We start from the raw sequence: 19,736 nt of genomic DNA, 5'->3' as shown, positions 1-19,736 counted from the left end.
ATGTTCAAGCAGATCTTCTTCTTTAGGAAGCGCGAGGACATGACGCTCGACGAGTTCCTCGATTACTACGAGAAGCAGCACTCGCAAGTAGCCAGGAAGGCCAACCTCAAGCCCGCGATCGCGAATGCCGAGCGCTACGTGCGCCGCTATCTGCAGCCGGAGCGCAATTGGGTGACCGGCGAAGTCCACGACCCCGGATTCGACTGCATCATGGAAATATGGTGGAACAGCCGCGAGGATTTCGAGGCCTCGCAGCGCGTCATCGCCGATCCCGAGCGGCTGCCGTTCACCAAGGCGGATGAAGCCCGGCTGTTCGCCAGCCATGCCAATCCCGTCTGCTCGATCCTGTACGAGGGAGACTCGCCGATGGGCCCAGGCGGCGAGCCGACGCGCGTGCAAGTCATCCACGGCACGTGACGTCAGGCTTGATCCGACCAGAACGAAGAGGGGCCACGCATGCCTGAGAAACGCTTGCTCTTTGACGATCGCGTGATCCTGGTCACCGGCGCCGGACGCGGGTTGGGCAAGGCGTATGCCACGCTGCTGGCAGAGCGCGGCGCCAGCGTGATCGTCGCCGACAACGGCTCGACGATGGGAGGGGAGAGCACGGCCACGGCGCCGGCCGACGATGTCGCGGCCGCGATCCGGGCTGCCGGCGGCCGCGCCATATCCTGTACCGCAGATCTGGCGCAGGAAGCCGGCGCTGGCGAAGCGATCACCACAGCTCTCGATGCTTTCGGCAGGATCGACGGCATCATCCACAATGCGAGCACTGTACCGGAGCTCGCCGGACCCGACCGGCTCTCGACCCCGGACCTGGATTTCGTGCTACGCATAAACGTGCACGCCGGGCTTTGGCTGGCACGCGCAGCCTGGCCACATTTCGTTAAGCGCGGCTACGGCCGCATGGTCCTTACTTCGTCGGCGGCGATCTATGGGGCGGAAGGCAACATGTCGTACGCCGCGGCAAAGGCAGCCAGTATCGGGATGATGCGCTGCCTTGCGGTAGAAGGGCGCGCGGCGGGCATCATGGTGAACGCCGTCGCACCTTCGGCCAGTACACGCATGACCGAACGTCATCTGGTCAGCGACTATGCCCAGTGGTTCCACCAGACGATGCAACCCGAAAAGGTCGCCGCAGCGGTAGCGTATCTGATGCACGACACGTGCGCGATCAACGGTGAGATACTCGCAATTGGTGGCGGACGGATCGCACGCGTGGTCCTTGGAGAAAGCCGGGGAGCCATGAGCCACGAAGACTCGATCGAAGCCGTAGCAATGGCCATGCCCGAGGTCGTAGCGCAGCAGGACGTCTTCTATCCTACCGATCTTGCCGAAAGGTCTTCCACAGTGGCACGGATGTTCGCAGTCGACGGCAATAGATGAGGGCCGTCAGGATCGACCGCAGAGGATAGCCGTCCCTTGCAGCATGTCGCACGACCGACAACCGGCCACTCAGACAGCCCTCCTCGCTTCCCGACTTCTGCCATCCGTTCATGCAGGAACCCCGTCCTCTCTTTAGTCTAATGGACCGGCTGACGGCCCTTGGTGGGAGCATTCAAGGTCGCAACAGAGTCGCGGCAGACCCGACCCAGTCTCGGACGTTCAGGGCACACTCCCAGCCCCCCAACTTCGGACGCTCGCTCAGCATCGATGGAAAGCTCTTACCGGCTTGCCTCGCCTGAAATTCTGCTGACGAACCGAAATATCTCTTCGGCGAGGTCACGGTCCTCGGGCGTGTTGCCCATGAACCCTCCATGGGGCATTCCTTCGAATACATGCAGTTCGGCATCGACGCCGTCTCGACGAAGGGCGCGGTGCATTCGCACCGTGTTCGATAGAAACAGGTCACGAGTGCCCGATTGCAGGAATGTGGGCGGAAGGCCGGTCAGATCCCCGAACAGTGGCGAGAGATAGGGATGCGACAGGTCAGCCCCGCCGGCATAAAGCAAATTGTTGCGCATCAGCGAGCCGGGCAGCACCACATCGACCGTCCGGTTCACCTGGAAGCTGTCACCGGACTCGGTCAGATCGACCTGGGGAGATAACAAGATCAACCCCGCAGGCATCGGAAGCGCCTCGGCCTTTGCGCGCAGCAGCATGGCAGCTGCCAGGTTGCCGCCCGCCGATCGACCACCGACGATGATGCGCGACGGGACATGGCTCTTCAGAACATGGCGATATGCCGCCATCGCATCGTCCAGTGCTGCCGGATAAGGATGCTCGGGCGGCATTCTGTAATCGACGCCGTAGCAGACCGCCCCGTGCTGGTCTGCCTGCATCCGCGCCTGGGCGCGACAGGCATCCCCTCCGCCGAACACCAGCGCTCCGCCATGGAAATCGATATAGGCGAAATCCGCCTTCAGCATGGTTTCGGGCGTGGCGACGTGGATGGTGACGTCGCCGTTTTGGATCGTCTCGACGCTCGATCGCAGCGTTCCAGCAAGGCCTTTCACGGCCGTCGCATATTGCCCATCGGCCACCGCCTTCACCGCCATCCAACCGGCATGGTCTTCTGGCAGGGGCATCGTGTAAGACGCGTTCAGCGGTTCGCCCTCCTCGCTCACCAAGCGAGCAAGACTGGCCCGCGCTTCCGGGCTTACGGACGCAGGGAATGGAACCAGGCGGGCCGGTATTGCTACACCATGCTTCCGATCGCTCATGTCGTTGTCATCCGTCATATTCTGAAGTCGCCCATGCTAGACGTCGAAAGACGCTTCCTGCCATAGAAGCTCCACCAGTCTGCCGGCGGGCATGACCCGGTGAAGCGGCGCACCCTGCCCGGCCCATTGCGCGCCGTACCCACCTTCCCCAGCCGCCTTTGCCGCCGCGTTCAGCGCCTTTCCCGCATCGTAGGCGATGGGGTAGTCGGGCGCATCGCAAGGCGTGTCGGCACCCCATCGGGTGAAACGGTTGGCTAGGCAGCGCGCCGGACGGCCGGAAATCGCGCGGGTCATCACCGTGTGATGGGCGGCGGGTCCAGCAAGCGCGCTTCTATATGCCTCGTCCGCGCTACTCTCCGGGCAAGCAATGAACGCCGTCCCGAGTTGTGCCGCGCTTGCTCCAAGCGCCAGCACCGCCCGGATGCCTGCTCCGTCCATGATCCCGCCGGCCGCGATTACCGGCAATCGCGTTTCCGTCACCAACAGCCGTGTCAGCGCGATCGTGCCAAGTTCGTCGTCAGGTGCCGCCGGGTCGAAGACGCCGCGATGCCCTCCGGCCTCCCATCCCTGCGCCACGATCGCGTCCAGGCCTGCCGCTTCGATCAGCCGCGCTTCGGACAGGCTGGTGGCGGACGCCAGCAGGACGCAACCGGCCGCTTTCAGGGCGGCGATGCGATCGGCCGCCGGCAGACCGAAGTGGAAGCTGACGACCGGCGGAGCGGTGCTCACCAGCATGGCAAGCATGTCATCGTCGTCGGCGAAGCTAGTATAGATGGTGCGTAGCGACGAAGGCGGCGTGGCTCCGTATCTCGCGAACAAGGGTTGTAGTGCCTCGAGCCATTGCGCCTCGCGGGCGGCGTCGCTGCGCGCCGTCGCGTGGACGAAGACATTCACATTGAAGGCGCGATCGGTTCGGACACGGACTGCCTCGATCATCGCGAGAGCGCCGACCGCGTCCGTGGCGCCGACCCCGATCGAGCCCAGCCCTCCTGCATTGGAAACAGCCGCTGCCATTTCTGGTGTGGAGACGCCTGCCATGGGCGCCTGTACGATCGGACATGTCATGCCGAGCTGCTGAAGGATGGTCATGAGACGACGGGAATCCTCTGCGTTGATATCCGTGAAGCCGGTGGACGCTCCTCCAACCGCATCGGGCGCTTGTCTTCAGATCGGCAAGCCCTGATCCCAGTAGGGAACGGGTCCGATGCGCGCGACCAGCCAGTCGATGAAGACGCGGACCTTCGGCGCCAGTTCGCGTGAGCTTGGATACATCGCCCACAGCGTTTGCGTCGACACCAGAGAATGATCGCCCAGCACGGGGATGAGCACTCCGGAGCGAAGCTCGTCGGCCGCGCACCACGTTGCCATCAGCGCGATCCCCAGTCCGGCGCATGCTGCATCGCGCACCGCCCCGCCATCGTTGATCCGCAGCGCCGGGGTGATGCGCTTTACGATATCCTTCCCGTCAGGTCCCGCAAAGGTCCACAGGTCAAGCGTCCCGACGACGAGGCAGGTGTGCCCGTCGAGGTCATCCGGCCCGGCGGGATGGCCGCATCGGTCAATGTAATCGGGCGACGCGACCAGGACACGGCGGTCGGGTGCGATCCGCCGCGCCACAAAGGATGAGTCACCAAGATCGGTATAGCGGACGGCGATGTCGAAGGCACCCTCGACAAGGTCGACAACATTGTCCGAGATGCGCATGTCGAGCGTGAGATCGGGGTAGCGGCTCATGAAGTCGGGCATTCCCGGCACGATATGCATGCGTGCAAATGATGCGGGCGCGGCGATGCGGAGCGTGCCGCGTGGTGCGGCCTGCTCGCGTCCCAATGCCGCGCGCGCGACCGCAGCGGCATCAAGCAGGTGCTCGGCATGGGGCAGGAAAGCGCGCCCATCCTCGGTCAATGTCGCCGCCCGCGTCGTGCGATGCAGGAGACGCGCGCCGAGTTCCCGCTCGAAGGATGCGAGCCGCGCGCTTGCGCCAGCGGGCGTGATCCCAAGATCGCGGGCGGCGGCGCTGATACTGCTCAGCTGGGCGATCCGCACGAACAGGGTCAGGTCGCTGATATCCATCATCTCACCAATTCCAGGAAGCGCGCATGGACCCCCATGCACCCGCAGCGTGACAGTAAAAGCGCCAGGCACGCCAGGCGACTTTCAAGACATTCTTGAAACTTATCCTGTCGAGGCGTGACTACCGCCTTGACGGAGAGAAAACCAGATCATCGCAGACGTACAACACTCGCTTCGCCACAATGCCTCCAAGGCGACGCGATCATGGAGAGAACCGACATGACCGACACGATGAAAGCCATTGTACTCACCCGCTTCGGCGGCGCCGACGCCTTCGAGTTGCGTGACGTTCCCGTCCCGCCTGTCGGGCCGCGACAGGTACGGGTGCAGGTTCACGCCACGGCGGTCAATCCGCTCGACTATCAGATCCGCCGCGGGGACTATACCGACCACGTGCCGCTGCCCGCGATCATCGGGCACGACGTGTCCGGCGTCGTGGCGGAGGTGGGTTCGCACGTTTCCGAATTCGGGATCGGCGATGAAGTCTACTACACGCCGCAGATCTTCCAGGGCCCGGGTTCCTATGCCGAACAGCACGTGGTCGATGTCGACGTGGTCGGCCGCAAGCCCGCGAATATCAGCCATCTGGAAGCCGCAAGCCTGACCCTGGTCGGCGGGACGGTCTGGGAAGCCTTCGTCACCCGGGCGCAACTCCTGGTCGGCGAGACGATCCTGATCCATGGCGGCGCGGGCGGCGTCGGGACTATCGCGATCCAGGTCGCCAAGGCAATCGGTGCGCGCGTGATCACCACGGCGCGCCGGCACGATCATGACTTCGTGCGCTCGCTCGGCGCGGACGACGTGATCGACTTCGCCGCAGAGGACTATGTCGATGCAGTCGCGCGGCTGACCGGCGGGACCGGCGCCAACGTCATCTTCGATACGATCGGTGGCGACACGTTGACCCGGAGCCCGCTGGCGCTGGCCGATCTGGGGCGCGTCGTCAGCCTGGTCGACATAGCGCAGCCGCAGAACCTGGCCGCGGCGTGGGGCAAGAACGCCGCCTATCATTTCGTTTTCACCCGCCAGAACCGGGGCAAGCTCGACGCACTCACCAATCTGATCGAGCGCGGCCTCGTCAAGCCGGTGATCGGCGCGACGCTGCCGCTCGCGAGAATGGGCGAAGCGCACGAACTGCTCGAGAACGGCAGCGCTTACGAACTTCGCGGCAAGGTCGCGATCGACGTGGCGGGAGACACCGTGGTGCTTCCCCGCCGACGTCGGTAGCCGTGTCCGGCCTGCGCGGATGATCCCGCGACGGGTGGCTCGTCATGCGAGGTGGCGACGCAAATCGTCCAGCACCCCGCATCCAGCACCAACCTTGGCCTCCCAGGGGATGAGACGCCGCTTCTCCCGAGATTTCGCGAGACTAGCGGGCGACCAGTCCGCTTGCGAGGCGGGTGAATGCGTCGATCGCGCGTTGCGCCACGGCCGCCGGATCGTCCGCCGCGGCGATCCACATGGCGGCATCCAGAACCGCGCCGTCCAGCAACCGGGCCGCCGCTTCTGCGTCGACTGGCGCGATCTCGCCGGTGTCCACTAGGTGCTGGATCCGCTCGATGGTGCCAGCCAGACATGCGTTCTGGCTGGGCCAGTGCATCGGTGCGCCCAGCACCGCAGGACCGTCGCGCAGCACGATCCGCTGGAATTCAGGCTCCAGCGCGAGCTTGATGTAGGCGACTCCTTCGTCGATCAGCGCCTGGCGCCGATCGGTCGCATCCTTCAGCGCATCGCGCAGCCGGCCCGCCATTTCGGTGTCGATCTGCTCGACCACGGCCTCCATCAGCCCCCGCTTGCTGCCGAAGTGGTGATACAGGGCACCCCGCGTCAGGCCGACATCCGCCGTCAGCTGATCCATCGAGGCGGCGTGATAGCCATCGCGCGCGAAGGCCTTGCGGCCGGCGGCGAGCAGCTTGTCGCGGGTCTGCTTGATGAGCTCTGCGCGTTTCACTCTCTTCATATAGACCGATCCCGGCCCATTGACATACGCCACGTATGACATATTTCACATACGCCTCGTATGTTATGGATCGCCGATCCGCCGAGGCGTTTGAAGTGGAGGTTTGCCATGGCCAGCCATGATGCTGTTTTCCCCGCCGGTCGACAGGACCTGTATGAGACGTACACCTATTCGGCCGCGATCAGGTCCGGCGACCTGCTGTTCGTGTCCGGACAGGTCGGCAGCCGGGAAGACGGTTCGCCCGAGCCCGACTTCGAGGCGCAGGTCCGCCTGGCATTCGCCAACCTGAAAGCGACTCTGGCCGCCGCCGGGTGCGGTTTCGACGACATCGTCGACGTGACGACGTTTCACATCGATCCCGAAACCCAGTTCCCCACGGTGATGGCCGTCAAGCAGGAGATCTTCGCAAAGGCGCCATACCCGAACTGGACAGCCGTCGGCGTGAACTGGCTTGCCGGGTTCGATTTCGAGATCAAGGTGATAGCGCGCATTCCGGCGGCCTAACCGCGGGCTCGATGCGGTGACGCCATGTCGCCGCAATGTCCGCCCCTCACCTGCAACCGGGAACGAAGAGGCCGCAGTGCCTGGGGAGTGCCATGTCAGCTGTCACGTATCGCGGGCAGAACCGCAAGGCCGGGAATGCGCCCAAGACCTTGCTGGAGCGCCCCCTGAGCCGCTGCATGGTGATCATGCTGTTCCTCGGCCTTCTTGTCCTGCCGGCCTCGATCCCCTTTCGCGTCGTGCTGCTGGCTGGCGGGGCGCTGGTCTGGACCTGGCTGGAAGCCCGCAACCTGAAGCCCATCGGTCTGGGGCGGAAACGACCAGGCCTGACTCTGCTTTGGGGCGTCGGGATTGCGGTGGCGGTGACTGCCTTTGGCGAGATCGTCCAGCCAGTGATCGAACGGGCATTCGGCATGCAGAGCGACTATAGCGGATATGGCGCGCTGGCCGGCAACGCCGAAGCAGCGCTGCGTCTGCTCGCCTTTGCGCTGGTCAGCGCTGCAATCGGGGAGGAGATCCTGTTCCGGGGTTTCCTGCTGCACCAGCTATCTGGAGTCCTGGGTGACGGAAGCGCCGCCCGGTGGATCACGATTGTGACAGGCGGCGTTATCTTCGGATTGGCCCATGCAATCCAGGGGCCGCTGGGCGTGCTCAACACCGGTCTGGTCGGCATCATCTTCGGATGGGCCTGGTTCCGGTCAGGCCGGAACCTGTGGGCGTTGATCCTCGCCCATGCGCTGGTCGACACCTATGGCATCGGCATGCTGTACCTCGGCCGCTATGCGTGATCGCGGCAAGCTGCCGCGTGCAGGCATGGCGCCGGTATGCGCGTCAAAGCGTGTGTCCCTGCGCAGATCGAACGGTTCGGGATCTCAATTGCCCTGCCGACAGAAGGTGCATCGATGAGAGTTCTGCTGATCGAGGACGAACTCCAGCTTGCCGAGACGCTGCGCGGCGCGCTGGAGCGAGAGAGATTTATCGTCGACCATGCCGATCGACTGACGATCGCGCGGGAGGCGGCGATGCAGGGCCGCTTCGACCTCGTCCTGCTGGACCGCACCCTGCTCGACGGGGATGGGCTGTCGCTCCTTCCGGACCTGCGTGCCCGTAACCCGGGGCTTCCCGTCATCGTGCTGAGCGCGCGCGGCGACATCTCCGACCGGATCGCCGGGCTGGACGAAGGGGCCGATGATTACCTCATCAAGCCATTTTCGCTCGACGAGATGTTCGCCCGCATCCGCGCGATCCGCCGGCGGCCGACCGAACTTGCCGGGGAAGAAATCCGCGCCGGCGCGCTCGTCTACGATCTTGCGGGTGACGAGGCGTCGATTGCAGGCCACCGGCTGGACCTGCCGCGCCGGGAGCTGCGGGTGCTGGCGGCACTGGTGAAGCGCCGTGGGCGGACAGTGCTGCGCGAGACGCTGGAACAGGCGGTCTACGGGTTCGATGACGAGGTGCAGTCCAACGCGCTGGACTCGCATGTCTCCCGGCTGCGCCGCAAGCTCGCCGACGCCGGGGCCGGTGTCGAGATCCACCCGATCAGGGGCGTAGGCTATCTGCTGCGCGAAGCGATGTGAAGCGGCAGTCGTCTCTCAAGCGTCCGCTGATCATCCTGCCGATGATCTTCCATTTCGCGACGTTGCTGGTGACCTTCGGGATCATCCTCGCCGTGGCGCTGCGCCTCGACAGCGGCGGCGTGTACACCGATGAACGGATCACCCGCATCATCGCGCCCGCGATCGTGCGGCAAGGCGATGGCAGCCTGGCGGTACGCATGACGCCGGAGATGCGTGCAGAGGCATCGAACCTGTGGTTCGTGGCCGAGGACGACGCCGGCCGCAGCATTTCGTTTGGGCGCGTGCCGCCGCAATATGTGTCGCTGGTCGGCAGACTGGGCGACTTCGCCTATGCTCAGATCCGTGATCGTGAGGCTCCGTTCGATCTCGCTGCGGTGATCCGGCGGGAAACCGCGCCTGCCGGGCCGGTAACGATTTTAGGCCACGGCAGTCCGACCGAATTGAGCTTCATGATGGTCATGGCCTCCAATGTAACCATTCTCCCGATCTTTCTGCTGCTCGCGCTTACCTCCCTGATCGTCACTCCGTGGATCGTGCGGCGCTCATTGTCCGGCGTCTCCCGCATCGCGCGCGAGGCTGAGCAGATCGATACCGACCGACGTGGACGGCGGCTGAGCGAGGAGCATGTTCCATCGGAGATCGCGCCGCTCGTCAGCGCCGTGAACGATGCCTTGCGCCGGCTTGACGAAGGCTACGAACGACAACGGCGGTTCATCGCCTCCGCAGCGCACGAACTGCGCACACCGATCGCCATCCTGCGCGCCAAGGTCGAAGCCGCACCCGAGGCGTCGACCCGCAGGCTCGGCAGTGACGTGCAGCGGCTGGGGACCCTGGCCGAACAGCTACTCGACCTGCAGCGGCTCGACACGGACCGGACCGACCAGGAACTGGATCTTCCCGCTCTCGTGCGGCGGGTCGTCGGCGACCTTGCGCCATTGCTGATCGCCTCCGACCGGACGATCGAGGTGCAGGTCGACGACGTGCAGCCTTGTCGGGGGGACGGTGCCGCGCTGGAGCGGGTGGTGACCAACCTGGTCCAGAACGCGATCGAGCACGGCGGGCGCCATGTTACCGTCCGTGTGATCGGCGCCGGGTTCGAAGTGGAGGACGATGGCCCCGGCATCCCGCCGGAGGAGCGGGAGCGCGTGTTCGAGCCATTCCACCGGCTGCGTCCGCGCTCCACCGGAAGCGGTCTTGGGCTGAACCTGGTGCAGCAGGTGGTGGAGCGGCATGGCGGGCGGGTGTCGATCCATGGCGCATTTGGCGGCGGCACGGTCGTCCGCGTCGAACTGCCACGGCCCTGACATGCCGTTCGGGCCCATGTTCGCGCAATGCAGGCCTGCTTTCCGGTCGGTGAACCCTCGCCTCCAAAGCAAAGGACCGACCGATGAACGATCCCATTCTCCCGGCTTTAATGCCGAACGCACGGTTCAGGCGACACTTGGCCGCCACCGCGCTGCCTTTGTCCGAGCGCCAGGCGATCCACGCCGGAGTGCGGGCGGGTGACACCGCGCTTGCACGATCCGGTCCGTTTGGCGTGCTCACGCTGTTCATGGACGTGCGGCGGTCGCATACGGCCGCACCCAGGCTGAAGGCACTGCGCGCCTATGCCGAACTGCGGCGCGTGATGCTACCGTCGGGCCACGAGATTCCTCCGACCTGTCTGGTCGCCGCCGGCTTCACCGCTGCCGAAATTGCCGACATCGATACGATGATCGCCGCCATCCCGTCAGGCACGGGATCAGCCTGCAGCACAAGCGGGCTCGCTGAGGTTGGCCGATGAGCATCGAGGCAACGCAAGGGCATCCATCCGGCCGACCCGGCTGGACTGAGCTGGCGGTCGGCATCATCGTGCTCGCGCTCGTCGGCTTCGGGGTCGGATCGCAGATCCAGCGGCTTGGGCTAGATCCCATGGCCCATGGCCTGGTGCTTGCCGGATGGTCGGGCCTAGCCTGTCTGGCAGGGTTCGGCGCCGCCTGGATGGTTTGGCGACGACCGTTGGCAACCTTCGGGGTGTTGGCGACCACGCGCCGATGGCTGTTCCTTGGCGTCGGCGCCGGTGTGCTCACCTTCGTGGCGAAGGGCCTTGTCGTCATGGCATTTACCGCTGTCACGGGTATCGGTGACAGCCCGCAGGGCGTCTATGCGGATGGCGGTAGCGGCGGGTGGCTCTCGCTGGTCACGGCCACGTTCCTGATCGGCATCTTCGTTCCGCTGGGAGAGGAGCTGCTGTTCAGGGGTTTGGTGACCACCGTCCTGCTTCGCTACGGCGCCCGGATCGGCGTTGGTGGCGGTGCGCTGCTGTTCGCGCTGTTGCATGGGATCAGCATCGTGTTCCCCGTCGCCGTGCTGCAAGGGCTGGTGGCAGGTGAGCTCTACCGTCGGTCCGGATCGCTCTGGCCGGGCGTGATCGTGCATGTGATCTGCAATCTGCCGACCGTCCCGGTGCTGGTCCTGACAAGCGGTGCCTGATCCGGTCAGGAGTTCCGGCCATGCCGGGCCGTCAGCGTCATTGTCCGTCATCATGTCCACTCTGAGCCGGCAATGCCATGAAGCGGCAGTCGCCTGGCGTGTGCTGCTGGAGAGCGGACATTGCGTCAGACTGATGGCGCAATCATATCAGCCGGTACCCGAACTAAGGTAAGCTTGGATGGTGGTGCCCTGATGTCTGATGTTCGCTATCGTTGCGGGATGGAAGCCGCGCTCGATCTGGTCGGCGGCAAATGGAAGATGCTGATCCTGTACCATCTGCGCGGTGCCAGGCTGCGGTTCGGCGAGTTGCGCCGGATGGTCGGCAATGTCAGCGAGAAGATGCTGAGCCAGCAGCTGAAGGAGATGGTCGCGGACGGCCTGCTGCGGCGTATCGATCATCAGACCGTCCCGCCGCATGTCGAATACGAGACAACCAGCTTTGGCGCCGATCTGTGCGACACCATGCAACCGATGTGCGAATGGGGCGAACGGCACATGCAGGCAATCGAGGGGCTCGCCGGGGCCCGGACCCGGCGGACCACGCAAGCCTAGCTGCCGCCTTTCACATCATCGAACGCGCCGAGCTGCCGCAACCAGACGAATGCCTCGTTGTAGCAGTGAAACGCAGTGACCTTGCCGTCGCGAAGGTGAAACACGTCGCAGCAGGGGACATCGAAAATCTTGCCGGTGGCCGGGAGCGTGCCGATCGGGGAGGGAAAATCGCCCTTGTGCGTGCCCTGCAGCTTCAGCTCCACGATGACGGTGTCGCCGGTGGCATAGAAGCGCAGCAGCTCGCGGTGCATGTCGGGGAAGGCGACGCCCAAAGCCTCGATCGGCTGGCGGACATTGTCTCCATACCATTGCTGGCCGGACGCCTCGTCCTGAAAGTAGCCGTCTTCATGGAAGAACGCGGCGAACCGGTCCACGTCCTGACCGTTCGCCTCGGCCGCCGCATAAAGCTCCCTGATGATGTCTTCGTTCGTCGTCATGTCATGCCCTTTATGCTTCGCACCTTGGTGTGCTCAAGTGCCGGTGAATGCGCTTTGCTGCGCCGCATCGAAGGCGACAGTCGGTCCGGCCCTGACTAGCTGTGCGCATGCCAGCGGCGCAGCGGCGTCTCGTGCTCGTAAGCCATCGGGGAGCCGACGGTGATCAACTCGATCATCATTCTCCACGGGGTCTGGCCGTAGCAGAACAGGTTGCCTTCCCCCTGTTCCATGGGAAACAGGAACGGCTTCGGTCGGGACAGCATCGTGCCGCCGGCAGTCTCGAAGCGCCTGATCGCCTCGTCCATATCATCGGCGTAGAAGGCGAGGTGCTGCAGGCCGAAGTCACTCGGTCGGGCAGCCGGGCGCTGGTCGTCGGCTTTCAGCTGGAACAGTTCGATGTCGGGGCCGGTGCCCACCTGGATCATGCGCGTCGCCACCAGTTGCGTGCCGGGCGCAAGGTTCAGCTCGCGATCCAGGTCCGGGTTACCTTGCGGAGGCTGATCCGGAGAAAAGGATTCGTAGATCACCCGGGCACCCAGTCCCTCAATCAGGAAGGTGGTGGCGGCCTCGATGTCAGGGACGGTGACGCCGACATGATTGATACCGCGCAGGGGTCTTCCGGTCATTCCACAACCTCGTTGTCAGGCGCGGACCATCATGATGCTTACTGTCTTCTTGTCCAGTACGCACCATTTGGTAAGTGCCTGAAGGTTGGGTCGGGGGTCTTATGTCTTGGTGCCCCGCGCCGCGGATCGGATCAGGGCATGTCCGCTTCCAGCCAGCCACGCATCAAGCCCCGTCAGCGGACCGAACTCCCGTGAGAGCGCGGCGATATCGGCATTGCCGGCTGCGACGCCCGATGCGAACATCCGCACCGTCCTGTCGAGAGCAGGCTGCTGCTTCAGCAACGCATCGGGAAAGCGCCGATAGCTGATTGGTCGGCCCAGTGCCCGGCTGATTGCGGAACCGATATCCGCACCGGCAAGCTCTTCCCCGGCAATGTCGATCGACAGTCCTGCAAAGCGATCACGATCGGCAAGAACCGCTGCGACAATCGTGCCGATGTCCTGCGCCGCGATCAGCTCGACAGGCTGGTCTGGGCTGGTGAAGAACACCAGCTCGTCCGCATCCGACCAGAACGCCGGTTGTGCCAGCAATTCCATGAAGGTTGCCGGCCGCACGATCGTCGTCGGGATGGCAAGGCTGCGGACATGATCCTCGATCTCGAGCTTGCAGTCGAGATTGGCGATCCCCGTTGGCCCCCGGCTGATAACGCTGGCCGAGGAGTACACGAGGTGGGTCACGCCGGCTTCCACCGCGCTGTCCGCCACCAGCCGGCCGATCCGCACCTCCTCTGCATCGGTGATTCCCGACGTTGGATCGCCGGAGTTTGGTTGCATGCTGAAGACGCCGTCAGCGCCGATCATGGCCGAGCGGAGCGCCGCCGCATCGCCGAGATCGCCCGGGACCACGGCCACGCCGCTCGCCGCCAGCGCCTTGGCGGCAGCGGATGCGGGATCGCGAACCATGGCGCGAACACCTCGCGATCGGGAACCGCGCGATCGGGAAAGGAGCGCGCGTGCGACAGCGCCACCCTGCTTGCCCGTGGCCCCGAGGACAAGCACCATCCGCTCGTTCTTTACACCATCCCGATCATCGTTGTTCTGCATCATGCTACCTTCATCCATCACGATGCAGATGCAGGTATACAAATTATACCTGCATGCAATAAGGCACCTGGAAGCTACCAAGTCACCCGGAGTATCCCGGCATGTCTGCCAAGAAGACTGAAGACCTCGAACTCATCCGCTCGGTGCTGGAGGAACTGACCGCAAAATGGGCGCTGCTGGTGCTCAATGTCCTGTGCGACGGTCCTGCGCGCTTCAACGCATTGAAGCGCGCGAATCCGGGCATCTCGCAAAAGGCGCTGACGCAGTGCCTGCGCCGGCTCGAGGCGGCCGGGCTGATCCTGCGTACCGTCGTGAGCACCGCGCCCGTCGCCGTTGTGTACGAAGTCACGCCACTGGGCGCCTCGCTGGAACCACATACGAGCGGCATTCTGGATTGGTCGTTGCGGAATCGAGAGGCTATCCTGGCCGCCAGGCAGGCCTCCCGTGGGCGCGAGGGCCGTGACAGCTTGTAGGCCGTGCAGACAATCATGGATCGGAGCAGTTGCGAGACGGCGCGGGGTGTGATGCACAGCCCGGTGCTTTCGCGAGCGCGGCACCGCTGTGAGAGCGACCAGGGCCCCTTCCGAATGCCCGAGAACCCAGACGCATCTTGCACCGGTCGCGATCCGGATGACCAAGACCCGGCTGCGCACATCGTCGGCGTCGTCGCCGATCGTCACCGCTTTGCAATCCGCTGTTGCAGAGGCGCTGCCGAACATGCCCCGCCGCCAGTGCGGTGAGCAAGGCTGCCGGTATAGGCGGCAGCATCGCCCGCCAGAGCTCGAACTCGTCGCGCTCACGCACGGCGTCGGATGTACCGCCCAGCGCGCGGTCATGCTCCCTTTGCACAAGAGTGGCGTCGACAGGCAGCGCTGTGTTGGCTGATCGGCTGAGCCGACGGTACTCGCGTGGTAGTCAGCGCTCGTGTTCCATCGAGCGGCCGAACCCGGATGGTCGTACCGAAATCCTCCAGCCCAGATCCGGGCGCGATCGTCTCGGCGTCTTGCAGCCTGACTGCTGCTGACCATGGAAGGGCAAGGGTAATGACATACCCGATGAAGCGTTCGCACAAGATGCCTGGATCTCAGGTAGACTCTGGGAGGCAAGATTAGGTGCGCCTGCCTCTTCTTTCCTCCTCAGCACGTGACACTGTCCGGGTCATGCCCCCCGTCGAGCCCACCCCGGCGCCAGGGTATCCGAGATCGGGTACGGCATGGTGGTCGATTGCCGCCCTGTTCGTCGCGTCGGTGGTCTCCATCGTCGACCGTGGCATTCTCAACGTTGTGGTCGATCCAGTCCGACATGACCTCGGACTCAGCGACATCCAGATCGGCTTGCTTCAAGGGCTCGCATTCGGGCTGTTCTATGCCATCGTCGGTATTCCCCTTGGCCTCCTGGCCGACCGCGCCTCGCGGCGGCTGCTGATTGCCGGCGGTGCGCTGATCTGGAGCCTGGCGACCATCGGCGGCGGTCTGGCCGAGAGCTTCGGCGAACTCTTCGCCGCTCGCCTGCTGGTCGGTCTGGGCGAAGCCGCGCTTGGGCCCGCGGCGATCTCGCTGATCGCCGACCTGTTCCCGCCGGACCGGCGTGGCCGCCCCTTGAGCATCTATCTTGCAGGCAATGCGATCTCGAACGGCTTGGCGATCTCTATCACGAGCTTTCTCGTGACGGCGGCGGCGCAAGGGCGCTTCGCGGGCGTGCCGTTGCTGTCGGGAGCGGCACCCTGGCGAGTGGCGTTCATCGGCTGCGGCTTTCTGGGTTTGCTGGTGGCGGTGCTCATGCTCACGACCACCGAGCCCTCGCGAAAGGCGAACGCCGGCAGCGCGACAGCCATGCCGCGGATCGGCGACAAACTGGCATTCCTGCGGCGCAACGCCGCGCTGTTGGTGCCGCTGTACCTTGGCTTTGCGATCTGCTTCATGGCGGCTTACGGCGCTGCCGCCTGGACGCCGACGATGCTGTTGCGCAGCTTCAAGCTGACGCCCGCTGCACTCGGAACATGGCTGGGCCCGTTCTCGATGGCGTTCTCCATTGCCGGCCCGCTGATCGGCGGGGCGCTGATCGATGGCTTCGCACGGCGCGGTCGGCCCGAGGCCAAGTACACGATGCTGATCGTCGCGCCCTTGTTCGTGATCCCGTCCAGCCTCGCGGTATTCTCTCCCTCGCCCGGCATCGCAATGCTGCTGGTCGCGTGGAGCAGCGGCGTGTTCCCGATCGTCGGCACGACGGTCTTCGCCATGTTCCAGACGATCATGCCGGCGGACATGCGAGGCACCTCCATCGCGCTCGCAGGCCTGCTCAACACGTTGCTGGGCGCGGCGCTCGGCCCCGTACTCGTCGCCACCATCACCGAGACCAACAAGGCCGACCCGGCGATGGTGGGCTATTCCATCGCCATCGTCACGATCCCGGCGCTGGTCCTGTCCTCGATCCTGTTTGCTCTGGCGCGGCGAGCGGCGTTGCGTTCGGGAGAATGAATCCATGACCAAGATCATCATCGTCGGCGGCGGCATCGGCGGCCTGACCGCGGCACTGGCGCTGCTGCGCCAGGGCTGCGAGGTCGAGGTGCACGAAGCGGCGCGGATCGCGGGCGAGGTCGGCGCCGGCATCAGCATCGGCCCGACCGCAAGCGGCGGTCTCTACTCGCTGGGGCTCCAGACGGCGCTGGAGACTGCCGGAGACAGGCCGCAGGGTGCTTCCGCGGCGTTGCACTACCAGACCGGCGAGGTGCTGGGCGGCGCATTCAAGGACCGCCAGTGGAAGGCTGAGGATTTCGGCCCCACCCACATGATCCACCGCGCCGATCTCTTCACCATCCTGAGCCGGGCCGTGCTCGACCTTGCGCCCGATGCCCTGCATTTGAACCGCCGGTTCGAGGCCTTCGAGCAGCAAGACGGAAAGGTCACCGTGCGGTTCGCGGACGGCCATGTGGCGCACGGATCGGCGTTGATAGGCTGCGATGGCGTGCGCTCGGCCGTCCGCGCACAGATGTTCGGGGCGGAGAGCCCGCGCTTTACCGGTCAGGTCGCCTACCGGTTCCTGGTGCCGATGGAGCAGGCCCGCCCCTACATGACGGCGAGCCCATCGGGCCCCTACGTCGGACCGGGCCGGTTGATGACGCGCTACCCCATTCGTCACGAGACGCTGGTGAACTGCGCCGCCTTCGTGACGACCGATGCATGGACCGGGGAGAGCTGGTCGGAGCGCTGCTCGGTCGAGGAATTGCAGGCGCTGTTCGATGGATGGCACCCCGACGTGCAGGGTCTTGCGCGCAACGCACCGGCGGAAGGCACGGCCAAGTGGGCGCTTTATGACCGCGATCCACTCGACAGCTGGGTCCAGGGGCGGGTCGCGCTGCTGGGCGATGCGGCGCATCCCATGCTGCCGTTCCTGGGGCTTGGCGCGGCGATGGCCATCGAGGATGCCGTCGTACTGGGCCGCGCCTTCGGCCAGAGCACAGAGGTGCCCGAGGCGCTAGCGATCTACGAGCATGCCCGAGCCGATCGCGCTGGGCTCATGCTGCTGGAATCGCGCCGGCAGGGCCAAGCCTTCAGCGAGGGGCCCGGCGGTGCCGTGCCGCGCACGCAGACCACGCATGGCGAGCGCATGCGGTACGATCCGGCCACCGTGCCGCTCTGACCGTCTCCCCTCCCGGCCGCTTTTTCAGGAGATCGAGCACCATGTCGACGGATCACGTCGCGGCCGCGCGCGCCGCACACTTCACCCAGACCATCGACGGCCAGCCGGTTGCCAGCGCGTTCGAGAACGTCATCGATCCCTCGATCGGCACCCCCTTTCAGCGCTCCCCTGTCGCGACGCCGGACGAACTGGACAGGGCGGTCGCCGCCGCCCGGCGGGCCCAGCCCGGCTGGGAGGCGCTTGGCTGGGATGAGCGTGAGCGGCTCCTCGGCGCCTTCGCCGACGCGGTCGAGCGGGAGCGAGGCTGGCTGGCGACGCTGCAGACGATGGAACAGGGCATGCCGCTCACGACCTCGGACCTGTTCGTCTCCGGGCTCGCGCCGCGCATCCGGGCGATCGCGGCGTCGCGCGCGCAGGACTGCGTGTTGATCGACGAGCCCGGACGCAAGGTCACCGAGCGGTGGCACGCGCTGGGCGTGGTCGCCGCGATCGCCCCATGGAACGGCCCGCTGATACTCGGCACGATCAAGATCGCGACCGCGCTGATCGCGGGCAACGCAGTCGTGCTCAAGCCATCCGAACTGACGCCGCTTGGCACCATGGAGCTTGGCCGCATCTCGCGCGGAATCCTGCCCGATGGCGTGCTCAACATCATTGGCGGAGGCGGGGCGATCGGCTCCGCGATGGTGGCCCATCCCGGCTTCGACAAAGTCTCGTTCACCGGCTCGACGCGCACCGGATTGGCCATCGCTCGAAAGTCGGCCGAATACCTTCGCCCCATGAGCCGCGGTCGATGCCCGTCGCGACCAGGACACCCTGATCATGGCGCGCACGGATGCCTGCGCGATCGACGGCTACGAAGCGGCCATTGAGCGCGCCGGGCTCTATGCCGAGGCCGGAGCCGACATTCTCTTCGTCGAAGCGCTGACGAGAGAGACGGAGCTTCGCGACGCACCGACGCGCAACCGACTGCCGCACCTCGTGAACGTGGTGCACGGGGGCAAGACACCTCCTCTGACGGCCAGCCAGTTCGGAGTGATGGGCTATGCCCTGGTGCTCTACGCCAATGCCGCGTTACAGGCGGCGATCGCGGGAATGCAGACGGTGCTCACCGCTTTGCGTGACCAAGGTGTGCTGTCCGGCATCGAGGACCACCTCGCCACCTTTGACGAGCGGCAGCGGCTCGTACGAACCGCCGAGTGGGACGCGTTGAGCATCAAGTACGGGGGAGCAGCATGATTCTGCTCTCACCCCGGAATTACATCGAACCAAGGACATGGCGGCCGAGCCACGGTTGCAAGTCGCTCGATCAAGCCGCCACAGGAGACGCCCGATGAATGCCATCTCGCCAAGCCATCCACCCTACCCGCGCCGCCACTATGCCGACGGGCCGTTCGGGCAGGTGCACTTCCAGGTGCTGGGAAAAGGCGTGCCGCTGGTGCTGCTGCACCAGGCACCGATGACATCCGGGCAGTTCGATAGCGGCTATGCCCCGCTCGCGGAGCGCGGGTTGATGGCGATCGGCATCGACATGCTCGGCTTCGGCATGTCAGACCCGGCGCCGGGCGTGCCCACCGTCACCGACTTCGCCCAAGTCGTACCTGCCGTGCTCGACGCCTTGGGGATCGAACGTGCGGCGCTGCTCGGCCACCACACTGGCGCGCTCGCGGCGAACGAGGCAGCCATCGCCTTTCCCGAGCGGATCACTGCTCTCATCCTCAACGGTCCGTTGCTGGTTTCGTCCGAGGACCGGGCAAAGTTCCTGGCACCAGGCGGCATGAACGACTGGGAACAGGGCTTCAGAGGGCAGGAACACGCTGCTCACCTCGTCCAGTTGTTCGATATCCGCGACCACATGGCAGCCGGCTCGATTGGATACGACCGCCTCAGCGACTATGTGGTCCAGGCCATGATCGGCCGCGGCGCGTTCTGGCATGGCCATCACGCCGCCTACATGTACGACCAGGCGGAGCGCCTGCCGTTGATCACGCAGCCGACGCTGATATTCTCCAACACCGGAGACGAGATCTATCCGCACGCCGAAGCGGCACACGGCATTCGACCGGACTTCGCCTTCGCGGCACTGGAGGGCGGCGGTGTCGATATCGTCGACCAGCAGCCCGAAGCCTGGGCGGACATCGTCGCCGGCTTCCTGAACGCGGTAGGCGTGGGGGCGCTGGTAAAGGCCTGAC

23 protein-coding genes are annotated in these 19,736 nt (G+C 65.3%); 16 read left to right on the top strand and 7 right to left on the bottom strand.

What is annotated here, in order from left to right; translation table 11 throughout:
* Entirely contained in the window at positions 1–417 is a 417-nt protein-coding gene (locus tag HNO88_RS10090; RefSeq protein WP_184244661.1) for an EthD domain-containing protein, read from the top strand.
* Positions 418–489: 72 nt separating this feature from the next.
* A complete protein-coding gene (locus HNO88_RS10085; protein ID WP_184244659.1) occupies positions 490–1,386 on the top strand; it encodes an SDR family NAD(P)-dependent oxidoreductase in 897 nt (298 codons plus the stop codon).
* 278 nt (positions 1,387–1,664) lie between these two features.
* Here the strand turns inward: HNO88_RS10085 and HNO88_RS10080 are convergent, their stop codons facing one another.
* The 3 genes from HNO88_RS10080 to HNO88_RS10070 all read right to left on the bottom strand — a co-directional run bounded on the left by HNO88_RS10080 (position 1,665) and on the right by HNO88_RS10070 (position 4,739).
* Positions 1,665–2,681 carry an alpha/beta hydrolase gene (locus HNO88_RS10080; RefSeq protein ID WP_246381495.1) on the bottom strand — a complete coding sequence of 339 codons (1,017 nt, stop codon included), beginning with the start codon at positions 2,679–2,681 and terminating at the stop codon, positions 1,665–1,667.
* An 18-nt stretch (positions 2,682–2,699) separates the two neighbouring features.
* A complete protein-coding gene (locus tag HNO88_RS10075) occupies positions 2,700–3,752 on the bottom strand; it encodes an NAD(P)H-dependent flavin oxidoreductase (RefSeq protein WP_184244657.1) in 1,053 nt (350 codons plus the stop codon).
* Between the two features lie 75 nt (positions 3,753–3,827).
* Entirely contained in the window at positions 3,828–4,739 is a 912-nt protein-coding gene (locus HNO88_RS10070) for a LysR family transcriptional regulator (protein ID WP_221419937.1), read from the bottom strand.
* Between the two features lie 216 nt (positions 4,740–4,955).
* Here HNO88_RS10070 and HNO88_RS10065 point away from each other — a divergent pair, with 216 nt between their 5' ends.
* Positions 4,956–5,963, top strand: a complete 1,008-nt coding sequence (locus HNO88_RS10065) for a zinc-dependent alcohol dehydrogenase family protein (RefSeq protein ID WP_184244655.1) — start codon at positions 4,956–4,958, stop codon at positions 5,961–5,963.
* A 142-nt stretch (positions 5,964–6,105) separates the two neighbouring features.
* Here HNO88_RS10065 and HNO88_RS10060 read toward each other — a convergent pair whose 3' ends face one another.
* A complete protein-coding gene (locus HNO88_RS10060) occupies positions 6,106–6,696 on the bottom strand; it encodes a TetR/AcrR family transcriptional regulator (RefSeq protein WP_184244654.1) in 591 nt (196 codons plus the stop codon).
* A 108-nt stretch (positions 6,697–6,804) separates the two neighbouring features.
* Here HNO88_RS10060 and HNO88_RS10055 point away from each other — a divergent pair, with 108 nt between their 5' ends.
* From HNO88_RS10055 to HNO88_RS10025, 7 genes are all read left to right on the top strand, one after another.
* The gene (locus HNO88_RS10055; protein WP_184244652.1) at positions 6,805–7,200 is read left to right on the top strand and encodes a RidA family protein; all 396 of its coding nucleotides are present in this window, start codon (positions 6,805–6,807) and stop codon (positions 7,198–7,200) included.
* A 92-nt stretch (positions 7,201–7,292) separates the two neighbouring features.
* Positions 7,293–7,985, top strand: a complete 693-nt coding sequence (locus HNO88_RS10050; RefSeq protein ID WP_221419936.1) for a CPBP family intramembrane glutamic endopeptidase — start codon at positions 7,293–7,295, stop codon at positions 7,983–7,985.
* 114 nt (positions 7,986–8,099) lie between these two features.
* Complete coding sequence (locus HNO88_RS10045; RefSeq protein WP_184244650.1) at positions 8,100–8,774, top strand: response regulator transcription factor; 675 nt, start codon at positions 8,100–8,102, stop codon at positions 8,772–8,774.
* Positions 8,771–10,078, top strand: a complete 1,308-nt coding sequence (locus HNO88_RS22845) for a sensor histidine kinase (protein WP_184244648.1) — start codon at positions 8,771–8,773, stop codon at positions 10,076–10,078. The genes HNO88_RS10045 and HNO88_RS22845 overlap by 4 nt, the downstream gene beginning before the upstream one ends.
* An 83-nt stretch (positions 10,079–10,161) precedes the next feature.
* Positions 10,162–10,557 (top strand): hypothetical protein, encoded by a 396-nt coding sequence (locus HNO88_RS10035; protein WP_184244646.1) that lies wholly within the window; start codon positions 10,162–10,164, stop codon positions 10,555–10,557.
* Positions 10,554–11,246, top strand: coding sequence for a CPBP family intramembrane glutamic endopeptidase (locus HNO88_RS10030; protein WP_184244644.1), 693 nt, complete (start codon positions 10,554–10,556; stop codon positions 11,244–11,246). The genes HNO88_RS10035 and HNO88_RS10030 overlap by 4 nt, the downstream gene beginning before the upstream one ends.
* A 219-nt stretch (positions 11,247–11,465) precedes the next feature.
* Complete coding sequence (locus tag HNO88_RS10025; protein ID WP_221419935.1) at positions 11,466–11,798, top strand: winged helix-turn-helix transcriptional regulator; 333 nt, start codon at positions 11,466–11,468, stop codon at positions 11,796–11,798.
* On the opposite strand, the gene HNO88_RS10020 is transcribed toward HNO88_RS10025, so the two are convergent.
* The 3 genes from HNO88_RS10020 to HNO88_RS10010 all read right to left on the bottom strand — a co-directional run bounded on the left by HNO88_RS10020 (position 11,795) and on the right by HNO88_RS10010 (position 13,863).
* Positions 11,795–12,235, bottom strand: a complete 441-nt coding sequence (locus HNO88_RS10020) for a nuclear transport factor 2 family protein (RefSeq protein WP_184244642.1) — start codon at positions 12,233–12,235, stop codon at positions 11,795–11,797. The genes HNO88_RS10025 and HNO88_RS10020 overlap by 4 nt on opposite strands.
* 95 nt (positions 12,236–12,330) lie before the next feature.
* Positions 12,331–12,861, bottom strand: coding sequence for a VOC family protein (locus HNO88_RS10015; protein ID WP_184244640.1), 531 nt, complete (start codon positions 12,859–12,861; stop codon positions 12,331–12,333).
* A 99-nt stretch (positions 12,862–12,960) separates the two neighbouring features.
* On the bottom strand, positions 12,961–13,863 hold the full coding sequence (locus tag HNO88_RS10010) for an NmrA/HSCARG family protein (RefSeq protein WP_246381519.1): 903 nt from the start codon (positions 13,861–13,863) through the stop codon (positions 12,961–12,963).
* Between the two features lie 143 nt (positions 13,864–14,006).
* Between HNO88_RS10010 and HNO88_RS10005 the strand changes: the two genes are divergently transcribed.
* The 6 genes from HNO88_RS10005 (at position 14,007) to HNO88_RS09980 (ending at position 19,735) form a co-directional block, all read left to right on the top strand.
* Positions 14,007–14,378 carry a winged helix-turn-helix transcriptional regulator gene (locus HNO88_RS10005; protein ID WP_184244638.1) on the top strand — a complete coding sequence of 124 codons (372 nt, stop codon included), beginning with the start codon at positions 14,007–14,009 and terminating at the stop codon, positions 14,376–14,378.
* 687 nt (positions 14,379–15,065) lie between these two features.
* Complete coding sequence (locus HNO88_RS10000; protein ID WP_184244635.1) at positions 15,066–16,382, top strand: MFS transporter; 1,317 nt, start codon at positions 15,066–15,068, stop codon at positions 16,380–16,382.
* 4 nt (positions 16,383–16,386) lie between these two features.
* Positions 16,387–17,544, top strand: coding sequence for an FAD-dependent monooxygenase (locus HNO88_RS09995; RefSeq protein WP_184244633.1), 1,158 nt, complete (start codon positions 16,387–16,389; stop codon positions 17,542–17,544).
* A 41-nt stretch (positions 17,545–17,585) separates the two neighbouring features.
* Positions 17,586–18,416 (top strand): aldehyde dehydrogenase family protein, encoded by an 831-nt coding sequence (locus HNO88_RS09990; protein ID WP_184244631.1) that lies wholly within the window; start codon positions 17,586–17,588, stop codon positions 18,414–18,416.
* Entirely contained in the window at positions 18,367–18,783 is a 417-nt protein-coding gene (locus tag HNO88_RS09985; protein ID WP_184244629.1) for an isocitrate lyase/phosphoenolpyruvate mutase family protein, read from the top strand. The genes HNO88_RS09990 and HNO88_RS09985 overlap by 50 nt, the downstream gene beginning before the upstream one ends.
* Before the next feature lie 94 nt (positions 18,784–18,877).
* Positions 18,878–19,735 carry an alpha/beta fold hydrolase gene (locus tag HNO88_RS09980; protein ID WP_184244627.1) on the top strand — a complete coding sequence of 286 codons (858 nt, stop codon included), beginning with the start codon at positions 18,878–18,880 and terminating at the stop codon, positions 19,733–19,735.
* Position 19,736 lies beyond the last annotated feature (1 nt).

The organism is Novosphingobium chloroacetimidivorans (assembly GCF_014204535.1).
Lineage (GTDB): Bacteria > Pseudomonadota > Alphaproteobacteria > Sphingomonadales > Sphingomonadaceae > Novosphingobium > Novosphingobium chloroacetimidivorans.
The sequence above is the reverse complement of the archived record's forward strand: the minus strand, read 5'-3'. Positions and strand labels throughout refer to the sequence as shown.

Coding starts and splice junctions, on each gene's coding strand:
- HNO88_RS10090 (WP_184244661.1), top strand. CDS start 1: ATGTTCAAGCAGATCTTCTTCTTTAGGAAGCGCGAGGACATGACGCTC.
- HNO88_RS10080 (WP_246381495.1), bottom strand. CDS start 2,681: ATGACGGATGACAACGACATGAGCGATCGGAAGCATGGTGTAGCAATA.
- HNO88_RS10075 (WP_184244657.1), bottom strand. CDS start 3,752: ATGACCATCCTTCAGCAGCTCGGCATGACATGTCCGATCGTACAGGCG.
- HNO88_RS10070 (WP_221419937.1), bottom strand. CDS start 4,739: ATGATGGATATCAGCGACCTGACCCTGTTCGTGCGGATCGCCCAGCTG.
- HNO88_RS10065 (WP_184244655.1), top strand. CDS start 4,956: ATGACCGACACGATGAAAGCCATTGTACTCACCCGCTTCGGCGGCGCC.
- HNO88_RS10060 (WP_184244654.1), bottom strand. CDS start 6,696: ATGAAGAGAGTGAAACGCGCAGAGCTCATCAAGCAGACCCGCGACAAG.
- HNO88_RS10055 (WP_184244652.1), top strand. CDS start 6,805: ATGGCCAGCCATGATGCTGTTTTCCCCGCCGGTCGACAGGACCTGTAT.
- HNO88_RS10050 (WP_221419936.1), top strand. CDS start 7,293: ATGTCAGCTGTCACGTATCGCGGGCAGAACCGCAAGGCCGGGAATGCG.
- HNO88_RS10045 (WP_184244650.1), top strand. CDS start 8,100: ATGAGAGTTCTGCTGATCGAGGACGAACTCCAGCTTGCCGAGACGCTG.
- HNO88_RS10035 (WP_184244646.1), top strand. CDS start 10,162: ATGAACGATCCCATTCTCCCGGCTTTAATGCCGAACGCACGGTTCAGG.
- HNO88_RS10030 (WP_184244644.1), top strand. CDS start 10,554: ATGAGCATCGAGGCAACGCAAGGGCATCCATCCGGCCGACCCGGCTGG.
- HNO88_RS10025 (WP_221419935.1), top strand. CDS start 11,466: ATGGAAGCCGCGCTCGATCTGGTCGGCGGCAAATGGAAGATGCTGATC.
- HNO88_RS10020 (WP_184244642.1), bottom strand. CDS start 12,235: ATGACGACGAACGAAGACATCATCAGGGAGCTTTATGCGGCGGCCGAG.
- HNO88_RS10015 (WP_184244640.1), bottom strand. CDS start 12,861: ATGACCGGAAGACCCCTGCGCGGTATCAATCATGTCGGCGTCACCGTC.
- HNO88_RS10010 (WP_246381519.1), bottom strand. CDS start 13,863: ATGGTGCTTGTCCTCGGGGCCACGGGCAAGCAGGGTGGCGCTGTCGCA.
- HNO88_RS10005 (WP_184244638.1), top strand. CDS start 14,007: ATGTCTGCCAAGAAGACTGAAGACCTCGAACTCATCCGCTCGGTGCTG.
- HNO88_RS10000 (WP_184244635.1), top strand. CDS start 15,066: ATGCCCCCCGTCGAGCCCACCCCGGCGCCAGGGTATCCGAGATCGGGT.
- HNO88_RS09995 (WP_184244633.1), top strand. CDS start 16,387: ATGACCAAGATCATCATCGTCGGCGGCGGCATCGGCGGCCTGACCGCG.
- HNO88_RS09990 (WP_184244631.1), top strand. CDS start 17,586: ATGTCGACGGATCACGTCGCGGCCGCGCGCGCCGCACACTTCACCCAG.
- HNO88_RS09985 (WP_184244629.1), top strand. CDS start 18,367: ATGGCGCGCACGGATGCCTGCGCGATCGACGGCTACGAAGCGGCCATT.
- HNO88_RS09980 (WP_184244627.1), top strand. CDS start 18,878: ATGAATGCCATCTCGCCAAGCCATCCACCCTACCCGCGCCGCCACTAT.